This window comes from Gaiella sp., assembly GCF_057140465.1.
Genome location: NZ_DBNHWK010000066.1, coordinates 37,552 through 55,247, shown reverse-complemented (window position 1 = coordinate 55,247; position 17,696 = coordinate 37,552). Strand labels below are relative to the sequence as shown.

At 72.8% G+C, this 17,696-nt stretch carries 16 protein-coding genes; 4 read left to right on the top strand and 12 right to left on the bottom strand.

The window, feature by feature from the left end; all coding sequences use genetic code 11:
• Positions 1-70: 70 nt before the first annotated feature.
• The 5 genes from ffh to AC162C_RS09515 form a co-directional block, all read right to left on the bottom strand.
• Positions 71-1,402: a signal recognition particle protein gene (gene ffh / locus AC162C_RS09535; RefSeq protein ID WP_484097341.1), complete on the bottom strand. Its 1,332-nt coding sequence runs from the start codon at positions 1,400-1,402 to the stop codon at positions 71-73.
• Between the two features lie 55 nt (positions 1,403-1,457).
• Positions 1,458-1,802 (bottom strand): hypothetical protein, encoded by a 345-nt coding sequence (locus AC162C_RS09530; protein WP_484097340.1) that lies wholly within the window; start codon positions 1,800-1,802, stop codon positions 1,458-1,460.
• Positions 1,803-1,871: 69 nt separating this feature from the next.
• Positions 1,872-2,828: a signal recognition particle-docking protein FtsY gene (gene ftsY, locus AC162C_RS09525; protein WP_484097339.1), complete on the bottom strand. Its 957-nt coding sequence runs from the start codon at positions 2,826-2,828 to the stop codon at positions 1,872-1,874.
• A gap of 63 nt (positions 2,829-2,891) precedes the next feature.
• Positions 2,892-6,353: a chromosome segregation SMC family protein gene (locus tag AC162C_RS09520; protein WP_484097338.1), complete on the bottom strand. Its 3,462-nt coding sequence runs from the start codon at positions 6,351-6,353 to the stop codon at positions 2,892-2,894.
• 54 nt (positions 6,354-6,407) lie between these two features.
• Entirely contained in the window at positions 6,408-8,495 is a 2,088-nt protein-coding gene (locus tag AC162C_RS09515; RefSeq protein ID WP_484097337.1) for a putative bifunctional diguanylate cyclase/phosphodiesterase, read from the bottom strand.
• Between the two features lie 91 nt (positions 8,496-8,586).
• On the opposite strand from AC162C_RS09515, the gene AC162C_RS09510 reads away from it, so the two are divergent.
• Positions 8,587-9,390: a DUF1295 domain-containing protein gene (locus tag AC162C_RS09510; RefSeq protein ID WP_484097336.1), complete on the top strand. Its 804-nt coding sequence runs from the start codon at positions 8,587-8,589 to the stop codon at positions 9,388-9,390.
• A gap of 17 nt (positions 9,391-9,407) precedes the next feature.
• Here AC162C_RS09510 and rnc read toward each other — a convergent pair whose 3' ends face one another.
• The 6 genes from rnc to AC162C_RS09480 all read right to left on the bottom strand — a co-directional run bounded on the left by rnc (position 9,408) and on the right by AC162C_RS09480 (position 12,622).
• A complete protein-coding gene (rnc, locus tag AC162C_RS09505; protein WP_484097335.1) occupies positions 9,408-10,040 on the bottom strand; it encodes a ribonuclease III in 633 nt (210 codons plus the stop codon).
• A gap of 73 nt (positions 10,041-10,113) precedes the next feature.
• Positions 10,114-10,353, bottom strand: a complete 240-nt coding sequence (gene acpP / locus AC162C_RS09500) for an acyl carrier protein (protein ID WP_462973436.1) — start codon at positions 10,351-10,353, stop codon at positions 10,114-10,116.
• A 99-nt stretch (positions 10,354-10,452) separates the two neighbouring features.
• Positions 10,453-11,433 (bottom strand): phosphate acyltransferase PlsX, encoded by a 981-nt coding sequence (gene plsX / locus AC162C_RS09495; protein ID WP_484097334.1) that lies wholly within the window; start codon positions 11,431-11,433, stop codon positions 10,453-10,455.
• A 9-nt stretch (positions 11,434-11,442) separates the two neighbouring features.
• Positions 11,443-11,631: a 50S ribosomal protein L32 gene (gene rpmF / locus AC162C_RS09490; RefSeq protein ID WP_462973412.1), complete on the bottom strand. Its 189-nt coding sequence runs from the start codon at positions 11,629-11,631 to the stop codon at positions 11,443-11,445.
• A 43-nt stretch (positions 11,632-11,674) separates the two neighbouring features.
• Positions 11,675-12,205: a YceD family protein gene (locus AC162C_RS09485; RefSeq protein WP_484097333.1), complete on the bottom strand. Its 531-nt coding sequence runs from the start codon at positions 12,203-12,205 to the stop codon at positions 11,675-11,677.
• A 129-nt stretch (positions 12,206-12,334) separates the two neighbouring features.
• Positions 12,335-12,622 carry a hypothetical protein gene (locus AC162C_RS09480; RefSeq protein WP_462973410.1) on the bottom strand — a complete coding sequence of 96 codons (288 nt, stop codon included), beginning with the start codon at positions 12,620-12,622 and terminating at the stop codon, positions 12,335-12,337.
• Between the two features lie 230 nt (positions 12,623-12,852).
• Between AC162C_RS09480 and AC162C_RS09475 the strand changes: the two genes are divergently transcribed.
• The 3 genes from AC162C_RS09475 (at position 12,853) to AC162C_RS09465 (ending at position 16,921) form a co-directional block, all read left to right on the top strand.
• Positions 12,853-14,574, top strand: coding sequence for a sensor histidine kinase (locus tag AC162C_RS09475; protein ID WP_484097332.1), 1,722 nt, complete (start codon positions 12,853-12,855; stop codon positions 14,572-14,574).
• A complete protein-coding gene (locus AC162C_RS09470) occupies positions 14,571-15,260 on the top strand; it encodes a response regulator (protein WP_462973408.1) in 690 nt (229 codons plus the stop codon). The genes AC162C_RS09475 and AC162C_RS09470 overlap by 4 nt, the downstream gene beginning before the upstream one ends.
• A 185-nt stretch (positions 15,261-15,445) precedes the next feature.
• Positions 15,446-16,921 (top strand): hypothetical protein, encoded by a 1,476-nt coding sequence (locus tag AC162C_RS09465; protein ID WP_484097331.1) that lies wholly within the window; start codon positions 15,446-15,448, stop codon positions 16,919-16,921.
• Between the two features lie 189 nt (positions 16,922-17,110).
• Here the strand turns inward: AC162C_RS09465 and AC162C_RS09460 are convergent, their stop codons facing one another.
• Positions 17,111-17,623 carry an ATP synthase subunit B family protein gene (locus AC162C_RS09460; protein ID WP_484097330.1) on the bottom strand — a complete coding sequence of 171 codons (513 nt, stop codon included), beginning with the start codon at positions 17,621-17,623 and terminating at the stop codon, positions 17,111-17,113.
• Positions 17,624-17,696: the final 73 nt, after the last annotated feature.

The window sequence follows — 17,696 nt, the reverse complement described above, 5'->3', positions numbered from 1 at the left end:
CTCTCGTCTCGTGAACGACCGTGAATGATGCCTGACGCGGGCGGCCCTCATGCGACTCCCGTCCGTCGGCTCACTGCCGGACGCCGCCGCGGAGTTCGGGAGGGAGCGCCGGGAGCTTCCCCTTCCCCATCTGCCGCATCATCTTCTCCATCTGCTTCCGGGCCTGGAGGAGGCGGTTCACCTCGTCGATGCTCGTCCCGCTGCCCGCGGCGATCCGCCGCCTCCGCGGCCCGTTGATCACGTGTGGCGTGCGCCGCTCGTGAGGGGTCATGGAGAGGACGATCGCCTCGACCCGTGCCATCTGCCGCTCGTCGATCTCGAGGTCGCCGAGTTGCTGGCCGACGCCCGGGATCATCTTCAGGACGCCCTTGACGGGGCCCATCTTCCGCACCATGCGGTAGCTGGCGAGGAACTCGTCGAACGTGAACTCACCGGCCTGGAGACGTCGCTCGAGCTCCTCCTGCTCGTCCTCGGCGACCGCCGCCTCGGCCCGCTCGATCAGGGTCAGCACGTCGCCCATGCCGAGGATCCGCGACGCCATCCGGTCGGGGTGGAAGACCTCGAGCTGGTCGAGCTTCTCCCCGGTCGACGCGAACATCACCGGCCGACCGGTGATCGCCTTCACGGACAGGGCAGCTCCGCCGCGGGCGTCGCCGTCGAGCTTCGTGAGCACGACGCCGTCGAACGCGATCCGCTCCTGGAAGGCGGTCGCGACGTCGACGGCGTCCTGACCCGTCATCGCGTCGAGCACGAGCACCACGTCGAGCGGCTTGACCGCGTCGCGGACGCGGACGAGCTCGTCCATGAGCGCCTCGTCGACGTGCAGGCGCCCCGCGGTGTCCACGAGGACGACGTCGCACCCGTCCGCGGTGGCGCGCTCGAGGCCGCTGACCGCCGCCTCGACCGGATCCTGCGTCTCGGCACGGTAGACGGGAACGCCGATCTGCTTGCCCAACTGCTCGAGCTGGTCGATCGCGGCGGGGCGCTGGAGGTCGGCGGCCACGAGCGCCGGCGCCTTTCCCTCCCGCTTGCGCAGATGGAGCGCGAGCTTCGCGCACGCGGTCGTCTTGCCCGAGCCCTGGAGGCCGCAGACGAGGATCACGGTCGGCGGGCGCCCGAACACGAGCTTCGCGTCGGAGGCGCCCATCAGCTCCGTGAGCTCCTCGTGGACGATCTTCACGACCTGCTGCCCGGCATCGAGGCCTCTGAGCACGTCCTGGCCGAGCGCCCGCTCCCGCACGTCGGCGACGAAGCTCTTCACGACCTCGAAGTTGACGTCCGCCTCGAGCAGGGCGAGCCGGACCTCGCGCATCGCGCGCGAGACCGACTCCTCGTCGAGGCGTCCACGCCCGCGCACGTCTCCGAGCGCCGACTGCAGCCGACCTGCAAGCGTGTCGAACATCGCCGTCAGTGTACGGAGCGCGACGAGGTCGGCCGGGGAGCCGGGTGCCCGAGGGCTACAGCGGCGCGCTGCCCGAGCGCGCCGGGATCGACACGGCGCCGATCCGGCCGATCGTGTCGAGATCGGGCGCGAAGACGTTGTGGAGCTGCGCGACGTCGATGCTCACGTCGGCCCTGATGCCGAGCTGGGACAGGGTCGGCCGCAGCCGCTGCTCGAGGAACGCCTCGGCGGCGGATGCGGTCTGGAACAGGTCCACGACGTTGATGCCGTCGTGTGCCTCCGCAGCGACGTGCAGAATCGAGCCTGCGGCGGGGTTCGCGTCGAGGTCGAGGTGGGACATCAGCTCCTCGTAGCGGTTGCCGGAGAGCCCCGGGAAGTGCACGAACATGGCGACTGCCATAGCCCACCTCATTCGATTCGGCGTGGTCGCGGACAGCGTAGAGGCCGGTGCAGACGACGGCGCGCGGGCTCAGGGCGCCCCGACGAGCGCGCGCGCGAAGTCGAGCGCGTCGAACGGCCGCAGGTCGTCGATCCCCTCCCCGATCCCGACGAGCTTGACGGGCAGCTGCTGCTCGTGCGCGATCGCGATCGCGACTCCCCCCTTCGCCGAGCCGTCGAGCTTCGTCAGGGCGACGCCCGTGACGCCGACCGCCTCGCCGAAGAGCCGGGCCTGCTGGAGCGCGTTCTGTCCCGTGGTCGCGTCGACGACGAGCAGTGTCTCGTGCGGCGCCCCGTCGGCCCGCGACGCGATCACCCGCCGAACCTTGCCGAGCTCCTCCATGAGGTTCGCCTGCGTGTGCAGGCGGCCGGCGGTGTCGACGATCACCACGTCCTTTCCTCGCGCCCGCCCGGCCTCGATCGCGTCGAAGGCGACGGACGCCGGATCCGCTCCTCTCGCGCCGCCCACGAAGTCGGCCCCGGATCGCTCGGCCCAGATCTCGAGCTGCTCCTCGGCGGCCGCGCGAAACGTGTCGGCGGCGCCGAGCAGCACGGACCGGCCGTGCCGCCGCAGCTGGTGCGCGAGCTTCCCGATCGTCGTCGTCTTGCCGGTGCCGTTGACACCGACGACGAGCACGACGCTCGGCGGGCCTTCGTGGACGGCCAGCGTCGGCGGCTCGCCGAGGAGGGCCGCGACCTCGTCGGCGAGTGCCGCCTCGAGGCCCTGGATCGATCCACGCGCCTCCAGCCGCCGCACGATCTCGGCCGTCGCGGGGACGCCGACGTCGGCCCGGATCAGCGCCTCCTCCAGGCGCTCCCACGCCTCGTCGTCGTTCGGATCGAACGCCGTCGGGACGATCTGCTCCGCGAGGGCGCGGCGACTCTTCGCCAGCGAGTCGCGCATCCGCGCCAAGAAGCCGGTGCGCTCGGGCTCGTCGACCGCGGGGTCGGCGGCGTCGCCCAGCAGCTCTGACCAGGTCCGGCTCATCGTCGGCCGCGAGCCTCGCGGGCCGGTGCGCCGCACCGCGCCGGGAGCGGCGACCAGCGACCGCTAGGCGATCGCGGCTGCATGCTCGTGCCGCGGCAGCCGACGGGAGACGATCTGGGAGATGCCGTCGCCGCCCATCGTCACGCCGTAGAGGACGTCCGCGGCCTCCATCGTGCGCTTCTGGTGCGTGATCACGACGAACTGCGCGCGGTCCGCGTAGCGGCGCAGGAGCTCCACGAAGCGTGCGATGTTCGTGTCGTCGAGTGCCGCCTCGACCTCGTCGAGCAGATAGAAGGGGCACGGCTTCGCGAGGAAGAGCGCGAACAGGAACGAGATCGCGCCGAGCGCCTTCTCGCCGCCGGAGAGCAGCGAGAGCCGCGTGATGCGCTTTCCGGCCGGGCGCAGCTCGACCTCGATCCCAGGCTCCGCCCCCTCGTCGTCGGGCTCGACGAGCCGGAGCCACCCCTCGCCGCCGGGGAACAGCGTCTCGGCGACCTCGGTGAAGTTGGCCGACACCGCGGCGAAGGTCTCGTCGAAGCGTCGGGTGACGGTCTCGGCGAGATCGTCACGGAGCTGCTCGAGCTCGTGGAGCGACTGCTCGAGGTCCTCGCGCTGGGTGGAGAGCTCCTCCAGACGCTCCTTCTCCGCCGCGTACTCCTCCTTCGCGAGCGGGTTGACGCGGCCGAGCGCCTCCCGCCTCGATTCGAGCCGCTCCGCTCGCGCGGCGAGCTCCTCGCGCGGGCCCTCGGGCACGTCCGCGTCGGTGCCCTCGGGGACCGACGCGCGCGCCGCCGCGTGACGACGACGCGCCTCGTCCGCCTCGCCGTCCAACCGGGCGATCTCCACCTCGATGCCGGTGAGCCTCTCGTTCGCCTCGTCGGCCGCGGCACGCAGCTCGACCTCTGCGGCGCCGAGGCGTCGCAGCTCGGTGCCGAGCTCCGAGGCACGGGCGGCGCCGGCATCGGCCCGGGCGCGGACGGGCGCCTGGAACCGCTCCGCCAGCGCGACCGCGCGGTCGAGCGAAGCGTCGAGAGCCGTGGTGATCGCTCCGAGGCGTCGAAGGAGGTCGGGATCCGCGCCCATCCGGCCGGGGGCGCGCGCGACGAGCGCCGCCTCGGCCACCCGTGCCCGGTCGGCGGCCTCGCGCGCCACGTGTTCCGCCGCCTGCGCCGCCTCCCTGGCAGCCGCGGCCTCGTCGACGAGCGCCTCGAGATCCGCCGCGGCGTCGACCGCCACCCGCTCGGCGGAGCCGCCGAGTCGGGCGACGACGACCTCGGCCGCCTGGGCGCGACCGGCGGCATCGGCCGCCTCGCGACGGGCAACCGTCTCCAGCTCGGTGAGCCGGCGGAGCTCGGCGCCGAGCGACGCCGATCGGTCACGGCCGGCGGCGACCTGTGCGGCCAGCGGGGCCTCGAACCTGTCGACGACGGCGGCCGCGCGCGCGAGCAGTCCCTCGAGCCCCTCCGCGCTGCGGGAGAGTCGTGCGAGGAGCGCGGGATCGGACGCGCGCTCTCGCAGGTGGGCAACGGCCCGGTAGGCCTCCTCCGCGGCCGCGGCGGCCTCCGCGGCCGTCGTCGCGGAGCGGTCGGCCGCGTCGGCGCGCCCGGCGAGCTCCGCGACCTCGGCTGCGAGCGCGCCGCGGCGGGACTCCATCTCGAGCAGCACCGCCTCCGCGGTCTCGCCGGCGAACCAGAGCTCACCGCGGCCGGGGTCGTACCCGAATCCCTCCTCCGTCACCGAGGGCACACGTGCGTCGAGCAGCGCGTCGAGCGGCACGACCGGGAGCCCTGCGACGAGATCTGCGGGATCGCGCCCGGCGAGGACGAGGACGCTCCCGAGGCCGCCGTCGCGCGCGCGCCGGAGCAGGTCGAGCCCGGCGCGGGCGTCCTCCGCGAGCACGGCGGACGCACGGGCTCCGAGCGCCGCCGCGATCGCGCGCTCACGGCCCGGCTCCACGTCGAGCGCCGTGATCGCCAGCCGCTCGCCCGCCTCCGCGAGCGCCCGTGCGGCCGGCGGAATCCCCTCACGCTCGGCGAGCGCGCGCTCGAGGGCGGCCAGCCGCTCCCGGGCCGACCGCGTGCGCTCGGCGAGCTCGTCACGGTCGCTCGCGGCAGCCCGCGCAGCGTCGCGCGCCTCGTTCGCCGCGCGCTCGAGCTCCGCAGGGGACGGCTCGCCACGGGCGGCCCGTGCCCTGGCGGCGTCGTGCTCGTCGCGCAGCGACGAGGCGAGGGCGGCGGCGTTCTCGCCACGGGCCGCGATCTTCCCGCGCGCGGCTCCGAGCGCGACCAGCCCCCGGCCCGCGCTCTCCTGGCCTCCGTCGATCTCCGAGAACGCCTGCTCGAGCTCCTCGCGCTCCCGACGCAGGGCATCGAGTCGTGCCTCTGCCTCCCGAACGGCCACGCGTTCGGCCGCGGCGAGCCGTGCGTGTGCGTGGCGGCTGCGCTCGGCCGCCTGGCCACTGGCCTGGGCGAGGTCGCGCGCCTCGGCGGCCGCCGTCCGGGCGGCGTGCTCGAGCGCCCGAACCGCGGCGTCGTCGCGACCGGCGAGCGCGCGCAGGGCTTCCGTCACGTCCTCCTCGAGTCGTGTTGCGAGCTCTGCCGCCGTCTCACGCCGAATTGCGAGTCGCTCGGCGGCGCCCTGGAGCCGGTAGAGCGAGCCGAGCGCTGTCTCACGGCGTCCGGCGGCATCGGAGAGCTCCTCCTCCGCCGACTCTCGCTCGGCGAGGAGGGCCCGCAAGCGCTCCTGCGTCCCGCGCCGCGCGAGCTGCGCACCCTGCCGGACGTCGTCGGCCGCCGCTCGACGGTCGGCGATCCCCTCGAGATCGAGCGCCGCCACGCGGGCGCGCAGGACCGCGATCTCGACCGCGAGCTTCTCGGCGCGCTCGGCGGCCGTGGCCTGGAGGGCGAGCGGGCGGAGGCGCTTGCGCACCTCGTCTTCGACGTCGCGAGCGCGCTCCACCTGAGCGGCGACGCGCGCGAGCTTGAGCTCCGCGCGGTGCTTGCGTTGCTTGAACTTGCCGAGCCCGGCCGCCTCCTCGACGAGCGCCCGGCGGTCGGCGGGCTTCGACGCGAGCACCGCGTCGACCTTGCCCTGCGAGACGATCGAGTGCATGGAGCCCCCGAGGCCCACGTCGGCCAGCAGCTCGACGAGGTCCGTGCGGCGCACCGGGGTCCGGTTGACGAGGTACTGACCCTCGCCTCCCCGGATCAACCGCCGTGCGATCGAGATCTCCGCGTAGTCGAGCTCGCCGCCGAACGCGCCGTCCTCGTTGTCGAAGAGGAGCTCGACCTCGCAGTGCTCGGCCGGCTTCGACGCGCCGCCGCCGGCGAACAGGACGTCGTCGGGCTTCTCGGCGCGCAGCGCCGACGGGGTCAGCGACCCGGCCGCCCAGACGATCGCGTCGGCGACGTTGGACTTGCCCGAGCCGTTCGGCCCGACGACGACGGCGACGCCCGGCTCGAGCTTCACCTCGACCGGATCCGGGAACGACTTGAAGCCGCGGATCTTGATGCTCCGCAGATGCATGCGAGCGCGAGGCTATCCGGTGCGGCGGACGGTCCGACGCTCGCAGCAGGCCCGCTACGCCGCGGGGCGTTGGCCCGGGACGGGCTGGCGCAGCGTCGTCCAGTGGAAGCCGTGCTCGGGAGGAAGCCGCATTCCGGACTCGAGCAGGCGGACGACGTAGTCGCCGTCGAGTGCCGGGGCATAGAGGTAGCCCTGGCCCAGACCGACCCCGAACTCCCGAAGGGCCTCGGCCTGCGCCTCGCGCTCGACTCCCTCGCCGACGACCTCGAGCCCGAGCGATCGGGCAAGGCCGACGATCATCGTCACGAGCTTTCGATCGTCCGCGTCGTCCACGAGCCGCTCGACGAAGGGCTGGGGCACCTTGAGCACGTCGAGCGGGAAGTCGCCGAGACGGCTGAGCGACGAGTACCCGGTCCCGAAATCGTCGATCGCGACGCGGACGCCCAGCTCACGGAGGGCGCCGAGGTGCTCGATCGCCTCGCGGAAGCCGACGCTCACTTCGTGCTCGGTGACCTCGAGCGTGACGAGCGAGGGGTCGAGATGGAAGGTGGACACGGCCGCCCAGACGTCGTCGACGAGGGTCGGGCTGGCGACGTCGACGGCCGACAGGTTGATCCACACCTCGACCCGCCTGTCCGGCCGACCACATTCCTGCCAGAGACTTGCATGGCGGCACGCCTCGCGGATCATCCTCCTGCCGATCGCCGCGAGCTGGCGGTTGTCGGCGACACCGAGGAACTCGCCGGGCGTCATCAGCCCGTTGGTGGGGTGCGACCAGCGGGCGAGCGTCTCGAACCCTCGGATCTGGCCGTCGGAGAGCGAGACCAGGGGCTGGAAGTGCGGCTCGATCTCGTGCTGCTCGAGCGCCCGGTCGAGCTCGAGCGCGAGCTCCCGCCGGCGACGCGCCACGTCGTGCGTCTCGGGCTCGTACATCGCGACGTTGCGAACGTCGTCCGCCTTCGCGGCGTACATGGCAGCGTCCGCGTTCCGGAGCAGCCGCTCCGCGGTGATACCGGACTCCGCGATCGCAATACCGATGCTCGCACCCAGGCGACGGGCCGCGTTGCCGACCGCGAACGACTCGACGAAAGCGAGGGTCACACGCTCGGCGGCCTCGCGGGCGGATTCGGCGTCCGCGTCCTCGAGGAGGACGGCGAACTCGTCGCCTCCGAGGCGCGCCGTGAGCTCGGCCGGGCCGGCGGCGTCGCGCAGCCGCGTCGCGGCCTCGGCGATCACGTCGTCGCCTGCAGCGTGGCCCCACGTGTCGTTGACGGCCTTGAAGTCGTCGAGATCGACGAGCAGCACTGCGGGCGCGTGCTGCACGTCACCGACCGCGAAGCGCTCGAGCGCCCGCACGACCCGATCGCCGAAGAGCACCCGGTTCGCGAGACCCGTGAGCGCATCGTGGAAGGCCTGATGGTGGAGCTGCTCCTTGAGGTCGGTGAGCTGCGCGAGCGAGCGGCCGAGTCGGCTGTTCTCGATCACGACGCCCGCATGCCCGCAGAAGGCGGAGAACACCGTGACGTCGGCCGCCACGAACTCCCGCGGGGACGCACCCGACCCGCCGACCACCACGAGGCCGAGATCGCCGTCCGCAGCCGTAAGCACGCCGACGACCGCCGTCGTCAGCTTCCGTGTCTCGAGCACCCGCCCGAGGTCGGGGTCCTGCGCCACGCCGCGGATCACGACGGGCTCCCGGGCACGCCTGTGCAACGCCTCCAGCGCGACCGCGTCGGCGTCCGCGAGCCTCGTGGGCATCAGCAGGCCCTCCGTGTCGGCCCGGCTGACGCTGCGCAACGCCGACTCGCCCGTCGCCCCGGGAAGGATCAGGATCTCCGCGTACTCCACGTCGAAGAGGCTACGCGCCGTCCCGAGGAGCTCACGGATGCCGTCCTCGAGCTGCGCGGAGCCGGAGGTCGCGCGGAGCGTGTCGACGACACGCTCGAGCCGATACCGCTCCCCGCGCTCGTCGGAGATGCTCATGCGAAGGAAGCCGAGCGCGAGCAGGGCCGGCAGGAGCGGAAGTGCGAGCAGCACGGACGGCACGCTGCCCTCTCCGAGTCCGACGACGAGCAGGAGCGCGGCCAGCGCCACCAGGCCGAGGCCCGGCAGGACGAACGGGCGGGAGTCCGCTGAGGTCACCGCGGGCATCGGGTTCGTTATCGGCCGGGCAGGGGCGCATACTTGAGCCGATCCTGCGCGCCGACACGACGGCGACGCGTACGATCGGTCGATGGTCGAGCAGACCTGGCTGCTGCTGGCGCTCGGTGCCGTCTGTGCGAGCGTCCTGATGCTCGGGATGTGGCTCCTGCAGGTGCGGATCCACGACGCGAGCCACGTGGACGTCGCCTGGGCGTTCGGGACGGGAGGGCTCGGCGTGCTCTACGCCGTGCTCGGTGACGGCAGCACGGCCCATCGTGTGCTCGTCGGCGCCCTCGCGGCGATCTGGGGAGGCCGTCTCGGCACGTACCTCCTCGTGAACAGGATCATCGGGAAGCCCGAGGACGGCCGTTACCAGGAGTTGCGCCGCCGGTGGGCGCCCCACGTCGACCGCGCGTTCTTCGTCTTCTTCCAGGCCCAGGCCGCCTTCGTCGTGGTCTTCTCGCTCCCGTTCCTGTTCGTGGCGCAGGACCGGGACACATCGATCGGCGCGCTCGCCTGGCTCGGCGCCGCGGTCGCGCTCGCATCGATCGGCCTCGTCTCCCTCGCCGATCGGCAGCTCGCGGCGTGGCGCGCCGATCCCGCCAACCGGGGGAGGACGTGCCGCAGCGGGCTGTGGTCGTGGTCGCGACACCCCAACTACTTCTTCGAGTGGCTGCACTGGGCGGCGTGGGCCGTGATCGCGCTCACGGCGCCGGACGGGTGGATCACCGTGGTCGTGCCCCTCTTCCTCCTCTACCTGCTCTTCAAGGTGACGGGGATCCCCGAGACCGAGGCGCAGGCGGTGCGCTCGCGCGGAGACGACTACCGCCGCTACCAGGAAGAGGTCTCGGTCTTCGTGCCCCGGCCGCCTCGACGCCGCCCGACGCGGGGCTGAGGCGGGGACGCCGGACGTCAGACGGCGGGCGGGGGCGGCTCGACGCCGAGCGCGACGAGCGCCTGCGACGCGGCCTCCTGCTCGGCGGCCTTCTTCGTCGACCCGACGCCGACGCCGAACTGCTCCCCGTCGATCGTCGCCGCGCAGCGGAACTGCCGCGCGTGCGGGGGCCCGTCGACCTCGAGGACGAGGTACTGCACCTGCCGGCCGGTCCGCGCCAGCGCCTCCTGCAGCTCGGTCTTCGCGTCGACGTGCCCGGTGCTCGCGAACTCGATCCGCTCCTCGAAGGCCTCCACGATCGGCGCGGCGACCGCGTCGAACCCGAACTCGAGGTAGACGGCGGCGATCGCCGCCTCGAGCAGCGCCGCGAGCACGTTGCGGCTGCGTGCGATGCGCTGCAGCTCGGGGGCCGGGACGTCCTGGGAGATCTCGGCGAGGCGCGCCCCGAGGTCCAACGTCTTCGCGACCGCGGCACAGCTCTGACGCGACACGACGTGCGCGCGGATCTTCGCGAGCCGCCCCTCGCTCGCGTCCGGGTAGCGGTCGTACAGGGCGCGGGCGACGACGAGCTCGAGCACGCTGTCGCCGAGGAACTCGAGGCGCTCGTACGACGACTGGCGATCCGGCGCCCACGAGGTGTGCGTGAACACCTGCTCGCGTCGCTGCGCCGGAAGCGCGTCGACGAGGCGGGTGAGCTCGTGCGGCTCCGACGGCCGCCCGCGCCTACTGGTGCCCGACGACGTAGTCGACGGCCTGGCCGACGGTCGTGATCTTCTGTGCGTCGTCGTCCGGGATCTTGATGCCGAACTGGTCCTCGAGCTCCATGATCAGCTCGACCAGGTCGAGCGAGTCGGCGTCGAGGTCCTCCTGAAAGGAGGCGTCCTCGGTGATCTCGGACTCGTCGACGCCGAGCTGCTCGCCGAGGGCCGACTTCACACGCTCGAACACTTCTTCACGGGACAGCGCCACTTCAGACCTCTCTCGTCGTGTCGGGGATCGTGAGGGCGCGACTTTACCACGCTGGGACGCCGGGATCGACGCGACCCGTGGCCGACGTGGCCGTCAGTCCGCCGCGCCTGCCGACCGGGACGGAAGCCGCCGCTCGAGCCGGCCCACGAGGTCGTGCTCGACGCCTCGCGCGGCGAGCCGGACCGCGTTCGCGATCGCACGTCGCGAGCTGGAGCCGTGCGCAATCACCACGATGCCGCGGAGCCCGAGCAGGTACCCGCCGCCGTACGTCTCCGGGTCGAGCCGTGCCCGCAGCTCACGGGCGGACGGGCGGATGAGGAACCCGCCGACGCGCCCTCGCGCCGAATGGTCGATCTCGCTGCGGAGCGAGCGGAGCACGCTCCGGATCGTGCCCTCGAGCGTCTTCAGGGCGACGTTCCCCGTGAAGCCGTCGGCGACGACGACGTCCCCCTCCCCCTCGAGCAGCGTCCGGCCCTCCGTGTTCCCGTCGAACACGAGCTCTGACCGCGTCAGCATGGCGTGCGCCTCGAGGACGAGCTGGTTCCCCTTCTCCGGCTCCTCGCCGATCGACAGCAGGCGGACACGGGGCTCGTGGATGCCGAGGACCTCCTCGGCGAAGACGACGCCCATGTGGGCGAACTGGACGAGGTGCTCCGGTCGCGCGTCGGCGTTCGCCCCGGCGTCGATGAGGACGGACGGGCCACGGCGCGTCGGGATCGTCACCGCGATCCCGGGGCGGAAGACACCTCGCAGCCTGCGGATGTGGAGCAGCGACGCAGCGAGTGTCGCGCCCGTGTTGCCCGCCGACACGGCAGCCGCGACGTCACCGTCCCCGACGGCCCGCACGGCTCGCACGAGAGAGGAGTCGGGCAGCGCCCGCACCGCCTCCGCGGGCTTGTCGTCCATCGCGATCTCGCCGTCGGTGACGACGTGCTCGAGACCGCAGGCGTCGAGCCCGTCGGGACCGAACACGACCGGGACGATTCCGTCCCCGACCGCCTCGAGCGCACCGGCGACGATCTCCTCCGACCCACGGTCACCACCGAGCGCGTCGACCGCGACGCGAACGGTCACACCGACGTCCTACGGCGCCGGGGCGCGGAGCGGCTGCACGTCGCGACCCTTGTACGTCTTGCACGTCGGGCAGACGCGATGCGGCCGCTTGGGCGAGCCGCAGGTCGGGCACGTGGCAAGGCGCGGAGCCTCGATCCCGTGCTGGGCACGGCGCTTGTCACGGCGCGACTTCGAGGTCTTTCGCTTCGGGACAGCCATCGGCGGCCGCGAACTATAGCGGCCGCGCGGCCGCGGCCGCCGCTCAGGCCTCCGGCCCGCCGGCCGCCAGCTCGCCCCGGAGCTCCTCGAGCGCGGCCCAGCGGGAGTCGACCGGCTCGTCGGAGTGCGTGTGCGGCTCACGGTTCAGGTCCATGCCGCAGACGCCGCACAGGCCGGCACAGTCGGGGCGGCACAGGACCTGCTCGGGCAGCGCATCCGCGATCGCGTCGCGTGCCCATGCCGAGAGATCCAGGAGGTCGTCGACGACGTACTCCGTGCGCATGTCCGGACCCGCCTCGGGATCGGCGTCGTGGTACTCGCGCACGTCGATCGACAGGTCGCAGACGGCATCCTCGAGACATCGCATGCACGGGCCGTGCAGCCGGGTCGCGAACGCGAGCCGGAAGACGTCGCCGCTCGTCGCGCGCTGGACGACCAGGTCGACGTCGACGGAGGACGGCACGGGAAGGTAGCGCTGGCCTCCGAGGACGAACGGCTCGAGCGCGACCTGAACCGTGTCGCGCATCTCCTCCCCCGACCGGAGCCGCAGCGAGCGGAGCGGGAACGTCGTCATCGGGTCGAGCGTAGCGCCCGAGGCCTGTCGTCGACGCGGGAGGCACGGACGACGGGCGGCCCGGGCGGATCCGGACGGAGCCACACGGGTGCGTCGGGCCTCGGTCGCACGACACCCGCACTCGCCCGCCTACTCGGCGACGAGGTAGAGATCGACGCAACCGTCGTCGCCGAGCCGCGGGGTGAAGTCGACGACGTCGAGGTCGAGCATCACGGTGCGGCTCTCCGTGGACACCGCGGCGACGACCGAGAGCGGAACGTGGTAGGTGAGGGCGTCGGACGCGCCGCCGCGCACGAGCAGCTCCGAGATCTGATCCGCCGCCGTGCGGTCGTCGGCGGGGACGACGGTGCCGAGGCGACCGTGACGACCGTCGACGCGGAAGCCGACGAGCGCGGCGGCGTCCAGGCGCACGTTCACGACGGGTCGCCCTCCGTTCGACGACCCGGCCGCACCGGACGGCGGGGAGCAGGCCGTGCGAGCACGGAGACGAGTCGCCCTCGCCCCCCACGGGGACGTCGTCCGAGGAGCACCATGCACGCACTCTCGCGCGCGTGCGTGAGCGGTGCCCGCGTTGGGACGAGTGGCGTCTCGTGGTTCTGTGAGCGTCCCCTCACACCCTTCGAACACGTCTCGCCCATACTTCCGGGGTGCGCGCCCATCCGCTCCTCAGCATGCGCTGGTGGCTCGCTCTCGCGTTCGCGGTGATCGCCGCGGTGACGGCGGTGGCCGTCGCCCAGGTCTACCGCTCCACGAGCGAGGACGCGATCCGCTCACACGCGGAGGAACTCGCTGCGGGCGGCGCCGTCGCCGCCGCCCAGCGCGTGTCGCGCGAGTCGACGCTCCCGGGGATCCGCGCCGCCGTGCGGGAGGTGGGAGCGGAGCGTGAGCTCGCGGTGTTCGTCTTCGATGCGGACGGTCGGGCGCTCACCGCCAGCCGGGCGGGCGAGGTCGAGGTCACGGCCGTCCGGGACATCGATCGACTGGTCGAGGCCGCGCTCTCCGATCGGCGCCGCGTGGCGTCGGACGAGGAGGTCGGTCGGATCGCGGTCGCCCTGCCGCTCAACGCCGGCCCCGGGAACGCCCTGATCGCCGTCGCCTCACGCCCCGACCTCGAGGAGACGCTCGGCATCGTCCGCGACGAGATCGTGTCCGCCGCGCTGTGGGCGACGTTGATCGGCGCCGTCGCCGGGCTCGTCGTCGCGAGCCTGATCACGCTCCGGCTGCGCCGCATCGGCGCGGCCGCGGTCGAGATCGAGCAGGGTCGGTTCGACCGCCCTCTCGAGCCGCGGTTTCCCGACGAGCTCGGGGCGCTCGCGACCAGCGTCGACCACATGCGCGAACGGCTCGCCTTCTCGTTCGCCCGTCTCGAAGGGGAGCGCGATCGCCTGGCGCTGCTGCTCGAACAGCTGCAGGAGGGCGTGATCGCGGTCGACCGTACGGGCCGCATCGTGTTCGCGAACAGCCAGGCACAAGACGTGCTGCGTGCGGACCTGTCCCCCGGAACGGCGCTGCCCGACCCGTGGCCGTCGCCGTCGCTCCCCGCGGTTGCGGCATCGCTGTTCGAGCCCGCCGCCCACGCGTCGAGCTTCCGCGTCCACCCGGACGACGCGCACACGTTCCTCGTCGCGGGGATCCCCCCGGCACCGGAGGCGGACACGGCGCTCCTCGTCTTCACCGACGCCAGCGCCCGAGAGCGCCGCGAGCGCGCCGAGCGGGAGTTCGTCGCGAACGCTGCCCACGAGCTGCGCACGCCGATCGCGGCGATCGCGAGCGCGGTCGAGGTCCTGCAGGACGGCGCGAAGGACGACCTGGAGGCGCGTGACCGGTTCCTCGCCGCGATCGAGCGCCAGACGGAGCGACTGACGGGTCTCGTCCACGCCCTGCTGACACTGGCGCGCGCGCAGACACGCGCCGAGCCGGTGCGGCTCGAGGAGGTGGCGATCGCCCCGATCCTCCACGAGGTCGCCCACGCGACGGCACCCGCCGACCGGGTCGTCGTCACGAGCGCCGAGGGCCTCCTCGCGATGGCCCACCCCGACCTGCTGCGGCAGGCCGTCGACAACGTCGCCGCGAACGCCGTCAAGCACGCCGGCGGAAACCGCATCCGACTCCGCGCGTACCGTGAGGACGGCAACGTCCTCCTCGAGGTCGTAGACAGTGGTTCCGGCATGACGACGGCGCAGACGCGGCGGGCTTTCGATCGCTTCTATCGGGCACCCGGCTCGAGCGGCGGAGGCTACGGCCTCGGCCTCGCGATCGTGCGTGAGCTCGTGGAGGCGATGGACGGCGCGCTGCGGATCCAGAGCGCCCCCGGCGAGGGCACGACGGTGCAGATCGTTCTCGCGGCCCCGGTGGAGGAGCCCCGGTGACGGCGCGCGTGCTGGTGGTCGACGACGAGCGCGACATCCTCGACCCGCTCGTATACGCGCTCGAGCGCGAGGGCTTCGCGGTCACGTCGTCGACGGACGGGGTCGACGCGCTCGAGCGGGCACGTCAGGAGACGTTCGACGTGCTCGTGCTCGACGTCATGCTCCCGGGCATGTCGGGCATGGACGTCTGCCGGACGGTCCGGGGCGAGAGCGACGTCCCGATCCTGATGCTCACGGCCAGGGACGCGGAGGTCGACCGCGTCCTCGGCCTGGAGCTCGGGGCCGACGACTACGTGACGAAGCCGTTCTCGACCGCAGAGCTGATCAGCCGCATCCGCGCGATCCTGCGCCGTCGGGAGCTCGACCGAGCGGCCGGCCCGACCAGCGAGCTGCGCGTCGGCGGGATCGAGATCGACGTCGCACGTCACGAGGTGAAGGTCGACGGCGCCCGGGTACCCCTCACGCCGTCCGAGTTCCGACTGCTGCTGCTGCTCGCGGAGCAGCCGGAGCGCGCGTTCACCCGGCAGCAGATCATGGAGCACCTGTGGCAGACACCGTACGTGGGCGACGCGCGCGCGTGCGACGCACACATCTCGAACCTCCGACGCAAGGTCGAGCGCGATCCCGCCCACCCCGAGCGGATCGTCACCGTGCGCGAGGTCGGGTACAAGCTCGTGCCCGCCTGAGCGCGGCGCGCGGAGCGCCGCGCCTCGCCGCCGCTTTCTGAGCGAATGCTCACATTCGCCGCACGGGCCGCTCATCGGGCACGTCGCGATCCAAAGGCGCCCTCCCTAGCCTCGGAGTCGATGACCACAACCGATCTCGACGGCAATCGGCTCCGCGAGAGCCCACGTCAGGAGGGACGAATCCGATGACTCAGTACATCAGGCGCCATCGCGGCGGCCTGCGTCGGCGGATGATCGCGGTCGCCGCGGTCTCCGCGCTCGCGGCAGCCGCGGCCACGGTGCTGCTGGTACCGGCGGGAGGCGTCGCACGGTCGCAGGCGGCGCCGAACAACGTCGCAGAGCCCACGATCTCCGGGACACCCGTGGTCGGGGCGAACCTGACCGGCAGCGCGGGCACGTGGGAGAACGCGAGCTCGTACGCCTACCAGTGGGTGCGGTGCGCAGCGTCCGGCAGCGCGCCGGACGGCTCGGACTGCACCGTGATCGGCGGCGCGACGACCACCGCGTACAGCCCCTCGTCCTCGGACGTCGGCTTCCGCCTTCGCTTCCGGGTGACGGCGACGAACACGGACGGCTCGACGACCGCCGCCTCCAACCCCACCGCGGTCGTCGCCGACGGCAGCGTGCCGACGAACACGAAGGAGCCGGTGGTCAGCGGCACTCCGGTTCAGGGCCAGACGCTGACGACGACCAACGGCGACTGGACCGGCAGCCCGACCGACTACGACTACCAGTGGGTGCGCTGCGGCACCGACGGCGGGAACGCCGACGGCAGCAACTGCACGGTGATCGGGGGCGCGACCACGAACAAGTACACGCTCACCGGGGACGACGTCGGGAGGCGCCTCCGCTCCCGCGTGATCGCGAAGAACTCGGCCGGGCAGACGACGGCGGCCTCGAACGCGACGCCCGTCATCGCCGCGTCGTCCTCCGGGACGGGCGCGCCCGTCAACCGGACGGAGCCGCGGATCAGCGGCACGGCGCAGGCGGGGCGCACGCTCACCGCGACCTCGGGCTCGTGGACCGGCACGACGCCGATCGCGTACTCCTACCAGTGGGTGCGCTGTCCCACGGACGGCGGCCGGGGCGACGGCAGCAACTGCGCAACGATCGGCGGTGCGACCCGCTCGACGCACGTGCTCACGCCGGCGGACGTCGGCCAGCGGATGCGCGTCAAGGTGACGGCGCGGAACTCCGTCGGCTCGAGGACGGCCGCGTCCAACCCGACCGCGATCGTCCAGCCGTCGGCGGCGAGCGGGATCATCACGCTGCCGAACGGTGAGCGGTCGGTCCCGGTGACGAGCATCCCCGCCGACCAGCGGCTGATCGTCGATCGCGTGTCGTTCACCCCGAACCCCGTGCGATCGCGCACCGCGCCGATCACGGTGCGGGTGAAGGTGAAGGACACGCGCGGGTTCGTCGTCCGCGACGCGAACGTCTTCCTCCGGTCGACGCCGCTCGTGACGAGGACCGTCGGCGGAGACGGCCGCACGGGCACGGACGGGTGGGTCACGTTCACCGTCCAGCCGGAGCGGGACTTCCCGGCGCTCAACCCGAGCTACAACGTGCAGTTCTTCGTCAAGGCGTACCGCACGGGCGATCCGCCGCTCGCAGGAGTCGCGGGGTACCGACTCGTGCAGGTCGCTCTCGGCAGGTCGTAGCGCGAGGACGACAGGACACACCATCCGAGGGGCGGCACCGGCGGTGCCGCCCCTCGCCGTTCCGGCGCGCCGCGGGGCGGCGCCGCGGCACGCGGCCCGGCCCCGGGCCGGATCCCGGGAGACGACTGCCGACCCGACCGCATGCGCCTACGCGGTCGGCGCCCGTCGCACGGTGCCCGCTCGTCGCGCCTAGACGTACGTGTCGTCGTCGCCGCTCTCGCGGTCGAGCGGCCCGATCCCCGCGACGACCGTCTCCTGCGAGCGCTCGTGCAGGCGCTCCCGTCCCCGTCGGACGGCGACGAGGAACCGGTCGAGGTTCGTCTCGAGGGTGGAGAGGATGCCGTCTGCCCAGTCCTCCATCTCGAGGCGGGTCTCCCGCGCCTGCCGGCGGGCCTCCTCCACGATGTCCTGAGCCTGTTTCTCGGCGAGCTTGACGATCTCGGTCTGGGACGCCTCCCGCATCGCCTGCTCGCGTGCCTCGCCGATCAGGCGATCGCACTCGCGCTTGGCCTCCGCGAGCATCTCCTGGCGTTCCTTCACGATCCATCGCGCCTGCTTGATCTCTTCGGGAATCGTGGCGCGCATCTGATCGAGGATCTCGTAGATCTCCTCACGATCGATGCGCACCTGGTCGGTGAGCGGCACGGCCTTCGCGTTGTGCACGAGGTCGTCGAGCTTGTCGATGAGAACGAGAACGTCCATGGCGTGGGATGGTACTGGTGTTTGCGGCTGGTGGCGCCGGTCAGGGCGCACCGGGCACTGCGCGAGCGTCGGC

What these genes read in the sequence shown, in the direction of transcription:
- ffh (WP_484097341.1), bottom strand. Translation starts at nt 1,402, where the DNA reads ATGTTCGACACGCTTGCAGGTCGGCTGCAGTCGGCGCTCGGAGACGTG.
- AC162C_RS09530 (WP_484097340.1), bottom strand. Translation starts at nt 1,802, where the DNA reads ATGGCAGTCGCCATGTTCGTGCACTTCCCGGGGCTCTCCGGCAACCGC.
- ftsY (WP_484097339.1), bottom strand. Translation starts at nt 2,828, where the DNA reads ATGAGCCGGACCTGGTCAGAGCTGCTGGGCGACGCCGCCGACCCCGCG.
- AC162C_RS09520 (WP_484097338.1), bottom strand. Translation starts at nt 6,353, where the DNA reads ATGCATCTGCGGAGCATCAAGATCCGCGGCTTCAAGTCGTTCCCGGAT.
- AC162C_RS09510 (WP_484097336.1), top strand. Translation starts at nt 8,587, where the DNA reads ATGGTCGAGCAGACCTGGCTGCTGCTGGCGCTCGGTGCCGTCTGTGCG.
- rpmF (WP_462973412.1), bottom strand. Translation starts at nt 11,631, where the DNA reads ATGGCTGTCCCGAAGCGAAAGACCTCGAAGTCGCGCCGTGACAAGCGC.
- AC162C_RS09485 (WP_484097333.1), bottom strand. Translation starts at nt 12,205, where the DNA reads ATGACGACGTTCCCGCTCCGCTCGCTGCGGCTCCGGTCGGGGGAGGAG.
- AC162C_RS09465 (WP_484097331.1), top strand. Translation starts at nt 15,446, where the DNA reads ATGACTCAGTACATCAGGCGCCATCGCGGCGGCCTGCGTCGGCGGATG.
- AC162C_RS09460 (WP_484097330.1), bottom strand. Translation starts at nt 17,623, where the DNA reads ATGGACGTTCTCGTTCTCATCGACAAGCTCGACGACCTCGTGCACAAC.